Origin of the sequence: Kitasatospora sp. YST-16 (genome assembly GCF_026802215.1) — a bacterium.
Lineage (GTDB): Bacteria > Actinomycetota > Actinomycetes > Streptomycetales > Streptomycetaceae > Kitasatospora > Kitasatospora cineracea.
This window is the reverse complement of record NZ_CP113837.1, coordinates 3,320,789-3,333,374: the sequence shown is the minus strand read 5'-3', so window position 1 is coordinate 3,333,374 and position 12,586 is coordinate 3,320,789. Positions and strand designations below refer to the sequence as shown.

Sequence of the window (12,586 nt, the reverse complement as noted above, 5' to 3'; positions counted from 1 at the left end):
CGTGTACGAGGGGTGGCCGGGAGGGGGTCAGACCTCCAGGTCGGCGATCACCCAGGTGGCGAACTCGCGCCACTGCGCGGCGGCGGCCTGATGGGCCGGGTGGCCGAGGTACGCGGCCAGCGCCGCGCGGTCCTCGACCAGGCTGTTGATGGCGAAGTCCTGGGCGATGTCCCGCTCGGTGAAGTTCCAGCCGCACTCCCACTCGCGCAGCTCGGGGATCAGCGCGCCGAGCTCGGCGAACGCCTTGGCGCCCGCGACGGCCCGCGGGTCCTCCTCGGTGACGCCTTCGTTGAGCTTGAACAGGACCAGGTGCCGGATCACGATGCCGCTCCTCGCGGGTGGGGGAGGGCGCGCGCGGTCACGGGTGCGCCCCCGACGGACGGACCCCGCAACGGTACTAGCGCACCAGTCCGGTCATGAACGAGCCGACCGCCTTGGCGGCGTCCGAGATGCCCACGAAGCCGGACTTCACCAGGTCCGCCGAGCGCTCCGGTGAGGTGATGATCGTGTAGATGACGAAGATGACCACGATCCACATGGCCACCTTCTTCGCCTGAGCCATCGAACGGGCCTGCCTCCCTGAGTCGGGCCGCCGCCCTCTCCCCGCACGGCCCTGCCACCCGCAGCTTATCCACCGGACGGCGCAAGGGGTGAGGGCCGTGTTCACCCGCCGGGACGAAGGTCCCGCGCGGACAGGGCTTTGTCCGGATGTCCCCACCGGGGAGGCGCGGCAGGATGGTTGATGTACCGAGGATCTGGCAGGAATCCCCGGTACGGCGATCCGGAGGTCCCCGCTGTGGGACCGGGCACCGCGGCTTCCCCCGAAGCGGACCCGGTTGTGGGACCTCCGCCGGGGCAGCAGCTCGTCCCCCCGGAGCTGCTGCCCCCACCGCTGGACCGCGAGGTTCCGGCCGGGCTCCGCACTCCCCTGGGCACGGTGGTCAACCGCCCGGGAGCGCGGGGCCCCTCGCCTTTTCCGGGGCGCGTCCCCGTCCCAACCGCCGGCCCCGCGGGGCCGGGGAACGCCGAAGGGCCCGACCGGTGAACCGGTCGGGCCCTTCGAGAAGCGGTAGCGGTGGGATTCGAACCCACGGTGGAGTTGCCCCCACACACGCTTTCGAGGCGTGCTCCTTTGGCCGCTCGGACACGCTACCGAGGGGAACTCTACCGGATCGGGGGGACGGGGCGAAATCCGTTCCGGGGCGGTCAGCGCTGGGTGTCGAAGAAGGCCAGCAGCTGGGCGGTGCACTCCTCGGCGAGGACGCCGCCGACCACTTCGGGGCGGTGGTTGAGGCGGTTGTCGCGGACCACGTCGAAGAGCGAGCCGGCCGCGCCGGCCTTGGGGTCGTAGGCGCCGAAGACGACCCGGGCGAGGCGGGAGAGGACGATCGCGCCCGCGCACATGGTGCAGGGTTCGAGGGTGACGACCAGGGTGCAGCCGGTCAGGCGCCACTCGCCGGCCCGGCGGGCGTCGCCGTCCTGGCCGGGGGTGCTCCGCGCGGCCTCGTTCAGGGCCCGGGCGGCCGCGCGGATCGCCACCACCTCGGCGTGGCCGGTCGGGTCGCCGTCCGCCTCGCGGACGTTGTGGCCGCGGCCGAGCACGGTGCCGTCCGGGGCGAGGACGAACGCCCCGACCGGAACGTCACCGGTGGCGGTGGCCAGTGCGGCCTCCTCGATGGCGAGGCGCATCCGGCCCCGCCACCGGTCGCGGACCGGATCGGGGCGTTCGGGGGCGGGCAGCGGGGCGATCCGCGGCCGCGCACCGGGGTCGGTGGTGGAAAGGGGGGCGGGCTGCATGGACCCAGTGTCGGGCACCGGGCCCGCCGCTACCGAACGGCCTCCAGGACCTCGCCGCAGCCCAGCGCCTCGGCGATCTCGCCCAGCGCGTCGCCCGGCGCGGAGCCCTCGCCGGCCAGCTCCAGCAGGTCGGCGGCGGTCATCCCGAACTCGGTCAGCAGCTCGGAGTCGCCGATCGGCCCGACCGGGCTCGCGGCCCGGCCGCCGGCCGGCTCCTCGTCGTCCTCGTCGGAGTCGTCCTCGGCGGTCGCGCCGTCCTCGTCGTCGAGCCCGGCGACGAGCCCGTCGAGGTCGTCGAAGTCGGCCTCCCCGTCCTGTTCGATCAACTCGTCGGTGAGCACCGAGCCGTACGAGCTGCGCGCCGCGGCGGCCGCGTCGGAGACGAAGATCCGCGGGTCGTCCTCACCGTCGATGCGCAGGACGGCGAACCACGCGTCCTCCTGCTCGATGAAGACCAGCACGGTGTCCTCGTCCTCGGCCGCTTCGCGGGCCAGGTCGGTCAGGTCGGCCAGGGTCTCTACGTCGTCGAGTTCGGTTTCGCTCACGTCCCACCCGGCACCGGTGCGAGCAAGCACTGCAGCGAAGTACGCCACCAGGGACACTCCCAAGATTGGTCTCGGCTGTCGGCGATCTCGGGCGGGTGCGGTCCGGCCGCCCCCGCGCCAGAAGGCGGTCCGCTGTTCGGACCGTCCCACCGCATCGTGACAGAAAGGCCGCCGCTGCGGGGGGTGTTCGGCAGCGCGTCTTCGCAGGTCGTGTCGGAATGGTCGGCTTCCGGCCGCTCCGGGTGCGGATCTTGACCGTCCGGCCTCTTGCGCGGGGGCGTTCGGGCACTCACGGGGGCGCAACTCGGCTGCGGGGCGCGGCTCGCGGTCAGATCCGGAAGGTGCGCATCCGCAGCGCTTCGCGCATCCGGCGCTCCTTGGTCCGTCTCGGCTGCACCCGGGCCCGCAGCTCCCGGGCCTCGGTCAACTCGCGGAGGAAGACGGCGCGGCGCTTGCGCCGCTCCGCGTCGGTCTCCGCGGTGCTCTCCGCTCCGCTCTCGGACGCCGGACGGGACTCGGCCGTCGAGCCTGACCCGCCCGCGCCGGCGGTGGACGCCCGCGTCGGGTTGCTCTTCATAGGTCCCGACTTTCCCAGATCAGCCGCGCCGATACCACAGGAGCGGCCCGACTTCCGTGATTGCGGACGGACTGCGGCGCATTTCGGCGGGTCGCCCCGGTCGTCCCGCTTCGTACGGAGTCGTACACACGTGCTCGCGCCCGTTACCGTTGGTCCCATGCGTCTCCACGTCGTCGACCACCCGCTGGTCGCCCACAAGCTGTCCACCCTGCGCGATGAGCGCACGGACTCGCCGACCTTCCGGCGGCTCACCGACGAGCTGGTCACCCTGCTCGCGTACGAGGCGACCAGGGACGTCCGCACCGACACGGTCGAGATCACCACCCCGGTCGCCGTCACCCAGGGCACCCGGCTCTCCTACCCGCGCCCGCTGGTCGTCCCGATCCTGCGGGCCGGGCTCGGCATGCTCGACGGCATGACCCGGCTGCTGCCCACCGCCGAGGTCGGCTTCCTCGGGATGGTGCGCAACGAGGAGACGCTGGAGGCGTCCACCTACGCGACCCGGATGCCGGACGACCTCTCCGGGCGGCAGATCTACGTCCTCGACCCGATGCTCGCCACCGGCGGCACCCTGGTCGCGGCGATCCGGATGCTGCTGGAGCGGGGCGCCACCGACGTCACCGCGGTGGTGCTGCTGGCCGCGCCGGAGGGCGTCGCGGTGATGGAGCGCGAGCTGGCGGGCCGGCCGGTCACGGTGGTCACCGCGGCGGTCGACGAGCGGCTCAACGAGCACGGGTACATCGTGCCGGGGCTGGGCGACGCGGGCGACCGGCTGTACGGCACGGCCGGCTGAGGCCGGTCCGCACGGTACGGAGAGTACGGACGGAACGAGGTCCGGCCGCCGACGGGAACTCCCGTCGGCGGCCGGACCTCGTCCGTGCGGGGCTCAGCAGTGGCCGGGCTCCGGGGTGGGAGAGGGCTTGGTGAGCTCGGCGAGCGCGGCGGCGGCCTGGGCCGGGTCGGCGAGGGCGCTGAAGGTGTCGCCGATGACGAAGTCGACGGTGGCGTCGGCCCGGGTGTCCTCGGTGGCGGTCGCGGCGGCGACCTGCGAGGTGAGCAGGGCGGCCGCGCCGAGGCCGCCGGGGCCGCTGAGGATCTGCGCGGTGCCGGGGACCTTCTTGTCGAGCGCGGCGGGCGCGTTGCCGACCTTGTCGACCACGAAGCCGCGCTTGCGGAGCTCGTCGGCGGTGCGGGCGGCCAGACCGGACTTGTCGGTGGCGTTGTAGACGTTCACCGTGACCGCGGCGGGCTGCGGCACCGCGGTGCTGCTCGGCACCGGCGCCGGGGCGCCGGACGCCTGGGCGGCGGCAGGGGCGCCGGCCGACGGGGAGCTCTCCGGGGCGGCCAGCGGCTTGCCGGAGGCCGAGGCGCACGCCTGGGCGGTGGCGTTCTTGCTGCTCTTGCCGGTGAAGACGTCGTACAGCTGGACGCCGCCGACCGAGACCAGGCCGAGCACGAGGACGCCGCCCAGCGCGACGGCGGCCTTCCGGCCGCGGCGCGAGGGGCGTCCGAGCCTGGGGTAGGCGTTTCCGGTGACGCGGTACTGCTTCCCCTTCAAACCCCGGGGAGTCAACATGCTCATGGTCTGTCTCCCCCTAGGTGCCAGGGTGGGGTGCCGGTGACCGCGGGGCGGCCGTGGGGAACGGACCGCGGAACCGCTGTAGTCAGCAGACTAATCCGACAACGGGTGCGCAGGTACTAAACGATCATCATCCGGGGGACGACGGCACTCGAAAGGACGTACCGGCACCGACGCCGGTTGCACCCGTTCCCGAGCGGTTCCGGCGCCTTCCGGACGCCCCGGCGGATGACGGGGCGTCAGTCCATCTCCAGCACGCGGGCGTGCAGGACCTGCCGCTGTTGGAGGGCGGCCCGGACGGCGCGGTGCAGCCCGTCCTCCAGGTACAGGTCGCCGCGCCACTTCACCACGTGGGCGAACAAGTCCCCGTAGAACGTGGAGTCCTCCGCGAGGAGGGTCTCCAGGTCCAACTGGCCCTTGGTGGTCACCAACTGGTCCAGCCGCACCGGACGCGGCGCGACGTCCGCCCACTGGCGGGTGCTGGTCCGGCCGTGATCCGGGTACGGCCGCCCGTTGCCGATGCGCTTGAAGATCACACGGAAAGCCTACCGTTCGGGACGCACCGGGCGCAGCAGGCGGGGCGAACGGTGCGTTGAGTCGGGGTGGGGACGGAGCGGACGTTATGTGTGCGAATGGTGCATTCCGGCCGCCCGGGGCGAGGGCCGGGGGTCAGCGCAGGGCCTGGCCGATGCGGTCCAGCGAGGAGAGCCGCATCAGACCGTAGTTGTAGAACTCGATCTCGGGAACCCCGAGTTCGCGCAGGGTGGCGATCTTGGCGGTGAGGTTGGCCGGGCCGTCGCAGTCGGAGGCCATCGGGCGCAGGATCACCGCCATCTCCCGCGGGCTCACGCCGTGCAGGGCGAAGGCGGCGACCTTCTCGCGGACCTCCTCGGGGGTCTTCGCGTAGCCGAGGGTCTCGATCTGGTGGGCGGCGCCCGCCAGGGCGGGCAGGTCGATGCCGGACAGCCAGCCGGTGCCCGGGCCGCCGCCGTCCATGAAGGTCAGCCGCATGCCGTGCTCGGCGGCGGTGGCGGCCAGCTCGGCGGCCAGCGAGGTCACGGTGCGGGCGGAGACGTCCACGTAGGCGGCGAACGCGCCGCCGGCCAGCTCGTCCAGCGGGGCGGGCGCCAGCGCCCGGGACTCGTCGGCGAGGCGGGCCCGCAGCTCGGCCCGGACGGTGTCGCGGACGTGCTCGGCCGGGACGCCGGCGGCCGTCGCGGCGGCCAGGCAGTGCGGGCAGAAGCAGACCGACAGCAGGGCCTCGGTGACCGGGCCGAGCTCCTCGAAGTAGCGCTCGTGGTGGTAGCCGTGCGCCAGGCCGTGGAAGTGCAGCGACTCGGCGCGGATCGCGTCCACGCCGTAGCGGGCGAGCTCCTCGACGATCGTCCGGCAGTACTCGCGGACCTCCGGGTTGGCCGGGCACAGCTCGGTCAGGTGCCGGTCGCCGAAGGCGTTGGCGGGGGCGCAGTCCGGGTGCGCGAAGCCGAGCCGGTCGTTGTGGCAGAAGACCGTCCAGGCGTGCAGCTTCAGGCCGCGGCGGCGGGTCTCCTCGGCGGCCTCGGCGAACGGGTCGCGGGAGCCGATCGCGGTGGACGGCAGCGGGGCGAGCCGACGGCCGGCCCAGCGGGCCCGGTCCGGGCGGAAGTACGCGGCGCCGGGCTCCAGGTAGCGCAGCACCCGGCGCGGGTTGTGCGGGAAGACGTCGCGCGCCTCGTGGTAGACGGACGCGAGCGTGACGCCGCCGACGCCCGCCCGGTCGGTAAGGTTGCCGAAGAAGGTGTCGGCCCCTTCGTCGAGCAGATCGGTGGCGAAGGCGAGGACGGACGTCTCCACGGGGCAACTCCGGAGAAGGAAGTACGGGGAAGTCACCACGCTAACCGGGCCCTCCCGTATTGGTCTATACCTTGTTGGGTGACCTGCCGGGGGCGGCCCCCTGGGGTGAGGGGAACGGCGGCATGGCGGTCTACCGGGGCTTCGACCAGCGGGAACTCGACCGGGAGTACTCGCCCAGCAGCAAGGTCGCCGACTTCGACGCCGAACTCGCGGCGTACGCCGACCAGAGCCGCCGGGCCCACCGGGAACTCGGCGGCCACCGGGAACTCCGGTACGGGGCCGCCGCCCCCGAACTCCTCGACTACTTCCCGGCCGGGCCCGGCGCCCCGCTGCACGTCTTCGTGCACGGCGGCTTCTGGCAGGAACTCGGCAAGGAGGACTCGGACTTCCCCGCACTCGACTTCGTCCCGCGCGGCACCGCGTTCGCCGCCGTCGGCTACGGGCTCGCGCCCGAGTGGACCGTGGAGCAGATCACCGAACAGGTCACGACCGCGGTGCTGTGGCTGGTCGAGCACGCGGCGGAACTCGGCGCCGACCCGGACCGCATCGTGCTCAGCGGCAGCTCCGCGGGAGCGCACCTGGCGGCGAGCGCCCTGCTCGACGAGAGGCTGCGCGGGCGGATCCGGGGCGCGGCCCTGCTCAGTGGCGTCTACGACCTGCAGCCCGTCATCCTCAGCTACGTCAACCAGCCGCTCGCCCTCGACGCCGACCGGGCCCGCCGGCTCAGCCCGCAGCACGCCGCGCCCGGGGCGCTGGCGGCGCTGCCGCCGGTGGTGCTCGCGCTGGCGGAGCACGAGACGGACGAGTTCGGGCGGCAGCAGGCCGAGTTCGCGGAGACGCTCCGGGAGAACGGGGTCCGGGTGCACGAGCTGCTGATCGGGGGGCGCAACCACTTCGACCTGGTCTTCGATCTGGGGAAGGTGGGGACGGTGCTGGGGGCGGCGGTCGAGGCGTTGTGGCGGAGTTGAAGGGGTGGGGAGGGGTGGGGTCGCCTGCGGCGGGCTGGGGAGAGGGGAGAAGGGGATGGGGGCAGCGGTTGAGATGTTGTGGCAGAGCTGGGGGAGGGGAGAAGGGGTCGGGTGGGGGCGGGTGTTGGGGGCGGTGGGGTGGGGGTGGGGTCCGTAGACTGCCGGGGAGGTTGGGACTGCTTCGATGGGGATGGTGAGTGATGGCCGCGCGCATTCCGCTTTCGTATGACTTCTTGCCGCCGGTGCCGGCGTTCGAGGTGCGCAGTGCGGATCTGGTGGACGGTGGGGTGATGCCGGACGCGCAGGTGTACGGGGTGGGGAACGTGTCGCCGGAGTTGTCGTGGGCGGGGGCTCCGGAGGGGACGCGGTCGTTCGCGGTGACGTGTTACGACCCGGACGCGCCGACGGGGGCGGGGTGGTGGCACTGGCTGGCGGTGGACCTGCCGGCGGAGACGGCGGGGTTGGCGCGGGGGGCGGGGGCCGATGACGAGGGGCTGCCGGGCGGGGCGTTCCACGTGCGCAACGACTTCCCGGGGCACCGGTACGACGGGGCGGCGCCGCCGCCCGGGCCGGCGCACCGGTACGTGTTCGTGGTGCACGCGCTGGACGTGCCGACGCTGGGGGTCGGGCCGGACACGCCGGCCGCGCAGGTGGGGTTCAACCTGACGGCGCACGCGCTGGGGCGGGCCGTGCTGACGGTGGAGTACCAGTCGGCGCCGTGAGGTGAGGGGGCGTCAGGCCAGGACCTGGCGGAGGAACGCCGTCAGGTTCGCGGTCGTCCGGGCGATCTGCTCTTCGAGCGGGAGGGACTCGTCCGGGCGGCTGGTGGTGGCGGTGCGGCGCAGGCCGCGGACGTAGAGCGAGCAGGCCAGGTCGGCGCAGAGGTAGGTGCCGACCGAGTTGCCGTCCCGGCCGGCGGCGCCGGCCCGGGGGGCGGTGAGCAGGGAGACGCCGCTGCCCGCGTGGGCGGTGATGCAGACCGAGCAGACGTTGGTGCGGGTCAGGCTGCGCTTCACGTTCGGTGAGCGCAGGGTGATGCCGACCGGCCGGTCGTCGAGCACGGCGACCAGGTAGGCCCGGTCGGGGGCGCCGAGGTCGCGCCAGCCGAGGAAGTCCAGGTCGGGCCAGCGGCGCTCGGCCAAGTCCCGCGGGACGGGGAGCCGCTTGGCCTCGCCCTTGGAGCAGTTGACGAAGGACGCGCGGATCTCGGACTCGGTCAGGGCACGCATGCCCCGACGGTAACCGGGTGGGGGCGGGGGTGTCGTCCGGTTTTCCGCCGGTATCGGCGGCGGCCAGCGCGTCCCCGGGCCGGGCCGTGCGCGGGCGGGCCACACTGGGGGGATGACGGAACAGCGGCGGTTGATCGTGCTGCGGCACGCCAAGGCGGACTGGCCGGACGTCCCGGACGAGCTGCGGCCGCTGGCCGAGCGCGGCCGGGCCGACGCGGTGGCGGCCGGGCGGTGGCTGGCCGAGCACGGGCTGGTGCCGGACCGGGTGCTGTGCTCCACCGCGGTGCGCACCCGGCAGACCTGGGAGCTGGCCGAGCCGGAGCTCGGCGGCGCGCCCGAACTCGTCCTGGAGCCGCGGGCGTACCGGGCCGAGGCGGGTGAACTCGTGGAGCTGCTGCGGGAGTTGCCGCCGGTGGTGCGCACCGTGATGCTGGTCGGGCACCGGCCCGAGGTGCAGGGGCTGGTGCTGGAGCTGGCCGGGGAGGGGGCGGGCGAGGCGCTGGAGCGGGTGCGGGAGAAGTTCTCGACGGCCGGGGTGGCGGTGCTGGAGGTGCCCGGTGAATGGGGGCAACTCGTGCCGGGACGGGCCGAGTTGGTCGATTTCGCGGTGCCGCGCGGCTGACCGGAGGGGCGTGATAGGGATGGGCCCATGCGCTTCGACATCGTTCCCAAGCCGCCCGCGGTGGCGGCCCGCCCGCGTGACGAGCGGGGCTACCCGGTGCCCGCGATCACCCCGTGGGAGGAGGGGAAGCCGCAGTTCGCGCTGACCGACCACGAGCGGTCCGCGGCCTGCGCCCGGGAGCGGCTGTGCTCGGTGTGCAACACGCGGATGCCGCGCGGGACGGTGTGGCGGGTGGTCGGCGGGACGGAGGCGGCGGCGATCGGCGAGGCGCTGGCGGCCGGCCGGCCCTACCGGAACATGGCGCCCACCCTGGAGGGGCCCGGCCACCGGGCGTGCATGCTGTACGCCTCGATGGTCTGCCCGTACCTGGCCCGGTCGAACGCCCGCCGCCGGGTGTCGGCCGCGCCGGGCGAGGAGGCGGACGGGCTCACCGCGCACGTGCTGCGCGGGGCGGCCCGGGGGGAGCTGGGCGCGGTGGTCGGCTTCGCCGAGTACGAGTACGCGATCACCCCGGACCGGGTGCTGTTCCGCTTCCTCGATCCGGTCGAGTGGCTGCCGCACGACAACGCCGACCAGCAACTGCCCAATTTGGAAGCAGAGTTGGCGCGGATCGTGGAGTAGTACAGAGGAGCCGGACCGGACGGCCGGGCCGTCCGGTCCGGCGGGTGGGAGTCCCGGTCCGCGGACCCTGAATGCGCGGACCGGGACGGTGCGGCGGGGTGGTCCGGCTCAGCCGCGGTAGGCGGGCAGGCCGGCGGTGTCGGAGACCTTGGTGGGGGTGCCGCCCTTGGCCGGGACGGTGTAGATGCCGTCGGGGGCGCGGAAGGCGACGGTCTTGCCGTCGGCGGAGAAGACCGGCTCGGTGTAGTCGGTGGTGGCCTTCGGGGTGAGGTCGTGCTCCGGGCCGTCGTAGCCGCCGGTCTTGGTGAACAGGTGGTCGTGGCCGTCGACGGAGCGGACGAACACCAGGTCGCCCTGGTCGGACAGGTCGGGCTGGGCGCCCTTGGTGACGGCGCCGCCCTGCTGGCGCAGGTAGTCGTCGCGGAGGTACACCTGGCCGTCGTTCCGGTTGGCGTAGGTCGAGGAGCCGTAGCGCCCGCCGCCGTTCGGCCACAGGTTGCCGGTCTCCGGGAGCGGCTTGGAGTCCTGGTCGCTGAAGACGCCCAGGGAGAGCTGCGCCGGGGTGCCGCCCTTGGAGGGGACGGTGAGCAGCCGCAGGGTGCCGTGGTCGTCGGCGGTGAACTGCAGGTTGTTCTTGGGCTGCAGGTACATGGCGGCGTCGTTCTCGCTGGGGACGAAGACCTGCCAGGTCGGGTGGGACCAGGTGACGCCGGAGGGGGCCTTGGCGACCAGGACCTTGTGGCTGCCGTCCGGGTCGGAGGTCTCCAGGTTGCCGTCGCCGTCGACGAAGGCGGCGCGCTTGCCGTCCGGGGACCAGGCCAGGTCGCGGACCACGGTGCCGAAGTCGACCGTCCGGCCGTCCATCACCACGTAGCGGGTGCCGTTGCTGATGGTCAGCCCGGTGCCCTTGGTGAGGTTGAGCGCGGCCTTGGTCGGCGTGGCCGACGGCTGCTTGGCGGGGGTGGTCGGGGCGGCGGTCGGGGTGGCCGCGGTGGAGGGGCTCGCGGGGGCCGACGGGGTGGCGGAGGTGCCCGGGGTGCCGGTCGCGGTCGGGGCGGCGGTCGGGGTGGCCGTGGCGGTGCGGCTCGGGGCGGTGGTGGTGGGCTGAGCGCCGGCGGTGTCGCCGGACGGGTCGCAGGCGGTCAGCAGCAGGGCCGAGCCGGCGGTGACCGCGGAGACGAGGGCGACGGCGGAGGAGCGGCGGAGGCGGGCGCGCACGGACATGGATGGTTCCCCCCAGGAACGGTGGTCGGTGGTGTGCGGTGGGTCGGCCCCCGCCGGTTCTTGCGTTCCGTCGTCCGGGGCGATGACTCAAGTTTGGCGGCCCAATGACCCCGCAGGGTGCGCGAATTGTCACTGCGGGGCAACAGGCGTTCGGGTACGGCCGAGCGCGTCGCCGGGCGTCCGCCGGGAGCACTGGTTAGCGTGGCAGGGAACGTGCTTTCCCCCGGGGCGGCGCCCCGGGGGCCGACGGCGGAGGGAGCCGCAGCATGGCAGCGCAACCCGAGGGCACACCCGTCTGGGCGGACGCGATGTTCGCCGACCCGAAGGGCGCCGAGGCGTTCTACGGCGCGGTGCTGGGCTGGACGTTCGGCGAGGCCGCGTCCGAGTTCGGCGGCTACACCCAGGCGTCGAAGGACGGCAAGGCGGTCGCCGCGATCGTCCCGCCGCCGCCCGGGCAGGAGGACCGCTCCGCGTGGGTGCTCTACCTGGCCACGGTCGACGCGGAGGCCGCCGCGGAGCGGATCCGGGCGGCCGGCGGCACGCTGCTGATGGAGCCGATGAAGGTCGGCGACTTCGGCTCGATGGCGATCGCCCGGGACCCGGCGGGCGTGCTGTTCGGCGTCTGGCAGGCCGACCGGCACCAGGGCTTCGAACTGCGCGACGCGCCCGGCAGTTACGGCTGGGCGGAGGTGTTCACCCGGGACACCGCCGCGGCCAACTCCTTCTTCCCGCAGGTGTTCCCGTACCGGGTGCGGAAGATCGTCGACGACAAGGTGGACTACAGCGTCCACACCCTCGGCGACACGCCCGCGCTCGGCGTGATGGGCATGGGGCCGGACGTGCCGTCCCAGGTGGCGCCGTTCGTCAGCGTCTACTTCGTGGTGGACGACTGCGACGCGGCGGCCGGGCGGGTCGCGCAGGCCGGCGGGCAGCTGGTGTTCGGGCCGATGACCAGCCCGTTCGGGCGGTTCGCGTCCTTCGTCGACCCGCAGGGCGCGGCGTTCTCGCTGATCGACCCGGGCGCTGCCGAGGGCGAACCGCCGAGCACGGTGGAGGTGGCCTGAACGATGGTCGTCCCGATCACCGACCTCACCGGCGAACGCGCGGACCTGCTGGCCGCGCTCGACAAGCAGCGCGGCTTCCTGCGCTACACCGTCCGCGGCCTCACCGACGAGCAGGCCCGGCAGCGCACCACCGTCAGCGAACTCACCCTCGGCGGGCTGGTCAAGCACGTCGCCGGGGTCGAGGAGCGCTGGCTGCGGTTCGCCGTCGGCGGCGCCGAGGCGATGCACGCCGAGGGCGCGCCGCACGACGCCGACAGCTGGGCCGAACAGTTCCGGATGCTGGACGGCGAGACGCTGGACGTGCTGCTGGAGCGCTACCGGGCCGTCGCCGAGCACACCGACAACCTGGTCGCCACCCTCGACCTGGACAGCGAGCAGGCGCTGCCCGCCGCGCCCTGGTTCGAGCCGGGCGCGGTCTGGAGCGTGCGCCGGGTGCTGCTGCACGTGGTCGCGGAGACCGCGCAGCACGCCGGGCACGCCGACATCCTGCGCGAGGCGCTGGACGGGCAGAAGACGATGGGCTGAGG

The 12,586-nt window shown here is 73.8% G+C and carries 17 protein-coding genes and 1 tRNA gene; 7 read left to right on the top strand and 11 right to left on the bottom strand.

What is annotated here, in order from left to right:
* Positions 1 to 27 precede the first annotated feature (27 nt).
* The 6 genes from OU787_RS15240 to OU787_RS15215 all read right to left on the bottom strand — a co-directional run bounded on the left by OU787_RS15240 (position 28) and on the right by OU787_RS15215 (position 2,919).
* Complete coding sequence (locus OU787_RS15240; protein ID WP_030457466.1) at positions 28 to 321, bottom strand: Dabb family protein; 294 nt, start codon at positions 319 to 321, stop codon at positions 28 to 30.
* A 76-nt stretch (positions 322 to 397) separates the two neighbouring features.
* A complete protein-coding gene (locus OU787_RS15235) occupies positions 398 to 562 on the bottom strand; it encodes a hypothetical protein (RefSeq protein ID WP_162871565.1) in 165 nt (54 codons plus the stop codon).
* A gap of 505 nt (positions 563 to 1,067) precedes the next feature.
* Positions 1,068 to 1,154 (bottom strand) — tRNA-Ser (locus OU787_RS15230).
* A gap of 52 nt (positions 1,155 to 1,206) precedes the next feature.
* On the bottom strand, positions 1,207 to 1,797 hold the full coding sequence (locus OU787_RS15225; RefSeq protein ID WP_081966668.1) for a nucleoside deaminase: 591 nt from the start codon (positions 1,795 to 1,797) through the stop codon (positions 1,207 to 1,209).
* Positions 1,798 to 1,826: 29 nt separating this feature from the next.
* Positions 1,827 to 2,390, bottom strand: a complete 564-nt coding sequence (locus OU787_RS15220; protein ID WP_030457464.1) for a tRNA adenosine deaminase-associated protein — start codon at positions 2,388 to 2,390, stop codon at positions 1,827 to 1,829.
* A gap of 280 nt (positions 2,391 to 2,670) precedes the next feature.
* Positions 2,671 to 2,919, bottom strand: coding sequence for a hypothetical protein (locus OU787_RS15215; protein ID WP_030457463.1), 249 nt, complete (start codon positions 2,917 to 2,919; stop codon positions 2,671 to 2,673).
* Positions 2,920 to 3,076: 157 nt separating this feature from the next.
* On the opposite strand from OU787_RS15215, the gene upp reads away from it, so the two are divergent.
* Positions 3,077 to 3,712 carry a uracil phosphoribosyltransferase gene (upp, locus tag OU787_RS15210; RefSeq protein WP_268659657.1) on the top strand — a complete coding sequence of 212 codons (636 nt, stop codon included), beginning with the start codon at positions 3,077 to 3,079 and terminating at the stop codon, positions 3,710 to 3,712.
* 93 nt (positions 3,713 to 3,805) lie between these two features.
* On the opposite strand, the gene OU787_RS15205 is transcribed toward upp, so the two are convergent.
* The 3 genes from OU787_RS15205 to OU787_RS15195 form a co-directional block, all read right to left on the bottom strand.
* Entirely contained in the window at positions 3,806 to 4,501 is a 696-nt protein-coding gene (locus OU787_RS15205) for a LytR C-terminal domain-containing protein (RefSeq protein ID WP_030457461.1), read from the bottom strand.
* Positions 4,502 to 4,737: 236 nt separating this feature from the next.
* The gene (locus OU787_RS15200; protein WP_014136828.1) at positions 4,738 to 5,034 is read right to left on the bottom strand and encodes a type II toxin-antitoxin system VapB family antitoxin; all 297 of its coding nucleotides are present in this window, start codon (positions 5,032 to 5,034) and stop codon (positions 4,738 to 4,740) included.
* Positions 5,035 to 5,167: 133 nt separating this feature from the next.
* Positions 5,168 to 6,331 carry a hypothetical protein gene (locus OU787_RS15195; protein WP_268659656.1) on the bottom strand — a complete coding sequence of 388 codons (1,164 nt, stop codon included), beginning with the start codon at positions 6,329 to 6,331 and terminating at the stop codon, positions 5,168 to 5,170.
* Positions 6,332 to 6,453: 122 nt separating this feature from the next.
* On the opposite strand from OU787_RS15195, the gene OU787_RS15190 reads away from it, so the two are divergent.
* Both OU787_RS15190 and OU787_RS15185 read left to right on the top strand, forming a co-directional pair.
* A complete protein-coding gene (locus OU787_RS15190) occupies positions 6,454 to 7,299 on the top strand; it encodes an alpha/beta hydrolase (RefSeq protein WP_268659655.1) in 846 nt (281 codons plus the stop codon).
* A 200-nt stretch (positions 7,300 to 7,499) separates the two neighbouring features.
* Positions 7,500 to 8,021: a YbhB/YbcL family Raf kinase inhibitor-like protein gene (locus OU787_RS15185; RefSeq protein ID WP_030464203.1), complete on the top strand. Its 522-nt coding sequence runs from the start codon at positions 7,500 to 7,502 to the stop codon at positions 8,019 to 8,021.
* 12 nt (positions 8,022 to 8,033) lie between these two features.
* Here OU787_RS15185 and OU787_RS15180 read toward each other — a convergent pair whose 3' ends face one another.
* Positions 8,034 to 8,528 (bottom strand): FBP domain-containing protein, encoded by a 495-nt coding sequence (locus OU787_RS15180; protein WP_030464204.1) that lies wholly within the window; start codon positions 8,526 to 8,528, stop codon positions 8,034 to 8,036.
* A 112-nt stretch (positions 8,529 to 8,640) separates the two neighbouring features.
* Between OU787_RS15180 and OU787_RS15175 the strand changes: the two genes are divergently transcribed.
* Both OU787_RS15175 and OU787_RS15170 read left to right on the top strand, forming a co-directional pair.
* Positions 8,641 to 9,150: a SixA phosphatase family protein gene (locus OU787_RS15175; protein WP_030464205.1), complete on the top strand. Its 510-nt coding sequence runs from the start codon at positions 8,641 to 8,643 to the stop codon at positions 9,148 to 9,150.
* A gap of 27 nt (positions 9,151 to 9,177) precedes the next feature.
* Positions 9,178 to 9,771, top strand: a complete 594-nt coding sequence (locus OU787_RS15170) for a hypothetical protein (RefSeq protein ID WP_268659654.1) — start codon at positions 9,178 to 9,180, stop codon at positions 9,769 to 9,771.
* Between the two features lie 108 nt (positions 9,772 to 9,879).
* On the opposite strand, the gene OU787_RS15165 is transcribed toward OU787_RS15170, so the two are convergent.
* Positions 9,880 to 10,995, bottom strand: coding sequence for a hypothetical protein (locus tag OU787_RS15165; protein WP_268659653.1), 1,116 nt, complete (start codon positions 10,993 to 10,995; stop codon positions 9,880 to 9,882).
* Positions 10,996 to 11,261: 266 nt separating this feature from the next.
* On the opposite strand from OU787_RS15165, the gene OU787_RS15160 reads away from it, so the two are divergent.
* Both OU787_RS15160 and OU787_RS15155 read left to right on the top strand, forming a co-directional pair.
* Entirely contained in the window at positions 11,262 to 12,059 is a 798-nt protein-coding gene (locus OU787_RS15160) for a VOC family protein (RefSeq protein ID WP_030464208.1), read from the top strand.
* Positions 12,060 to 12,062: 3 nt separating this feature from the next.
* Positions 12,063 to 12,584 carry a DinB family protein gene (locus OU787_RS15155; RefSeq protein WP_030464209.1) on the top strand — a complete coding sequence of 174 codons (522 nt, stop codon included), beginning with the start codon at positions 12,063 to 12,065 and terminating at the stop codon, positions 12,582 to 12,584.
* Positions 12,585 to 12,586: the final 2 nt, after the last annotated feature.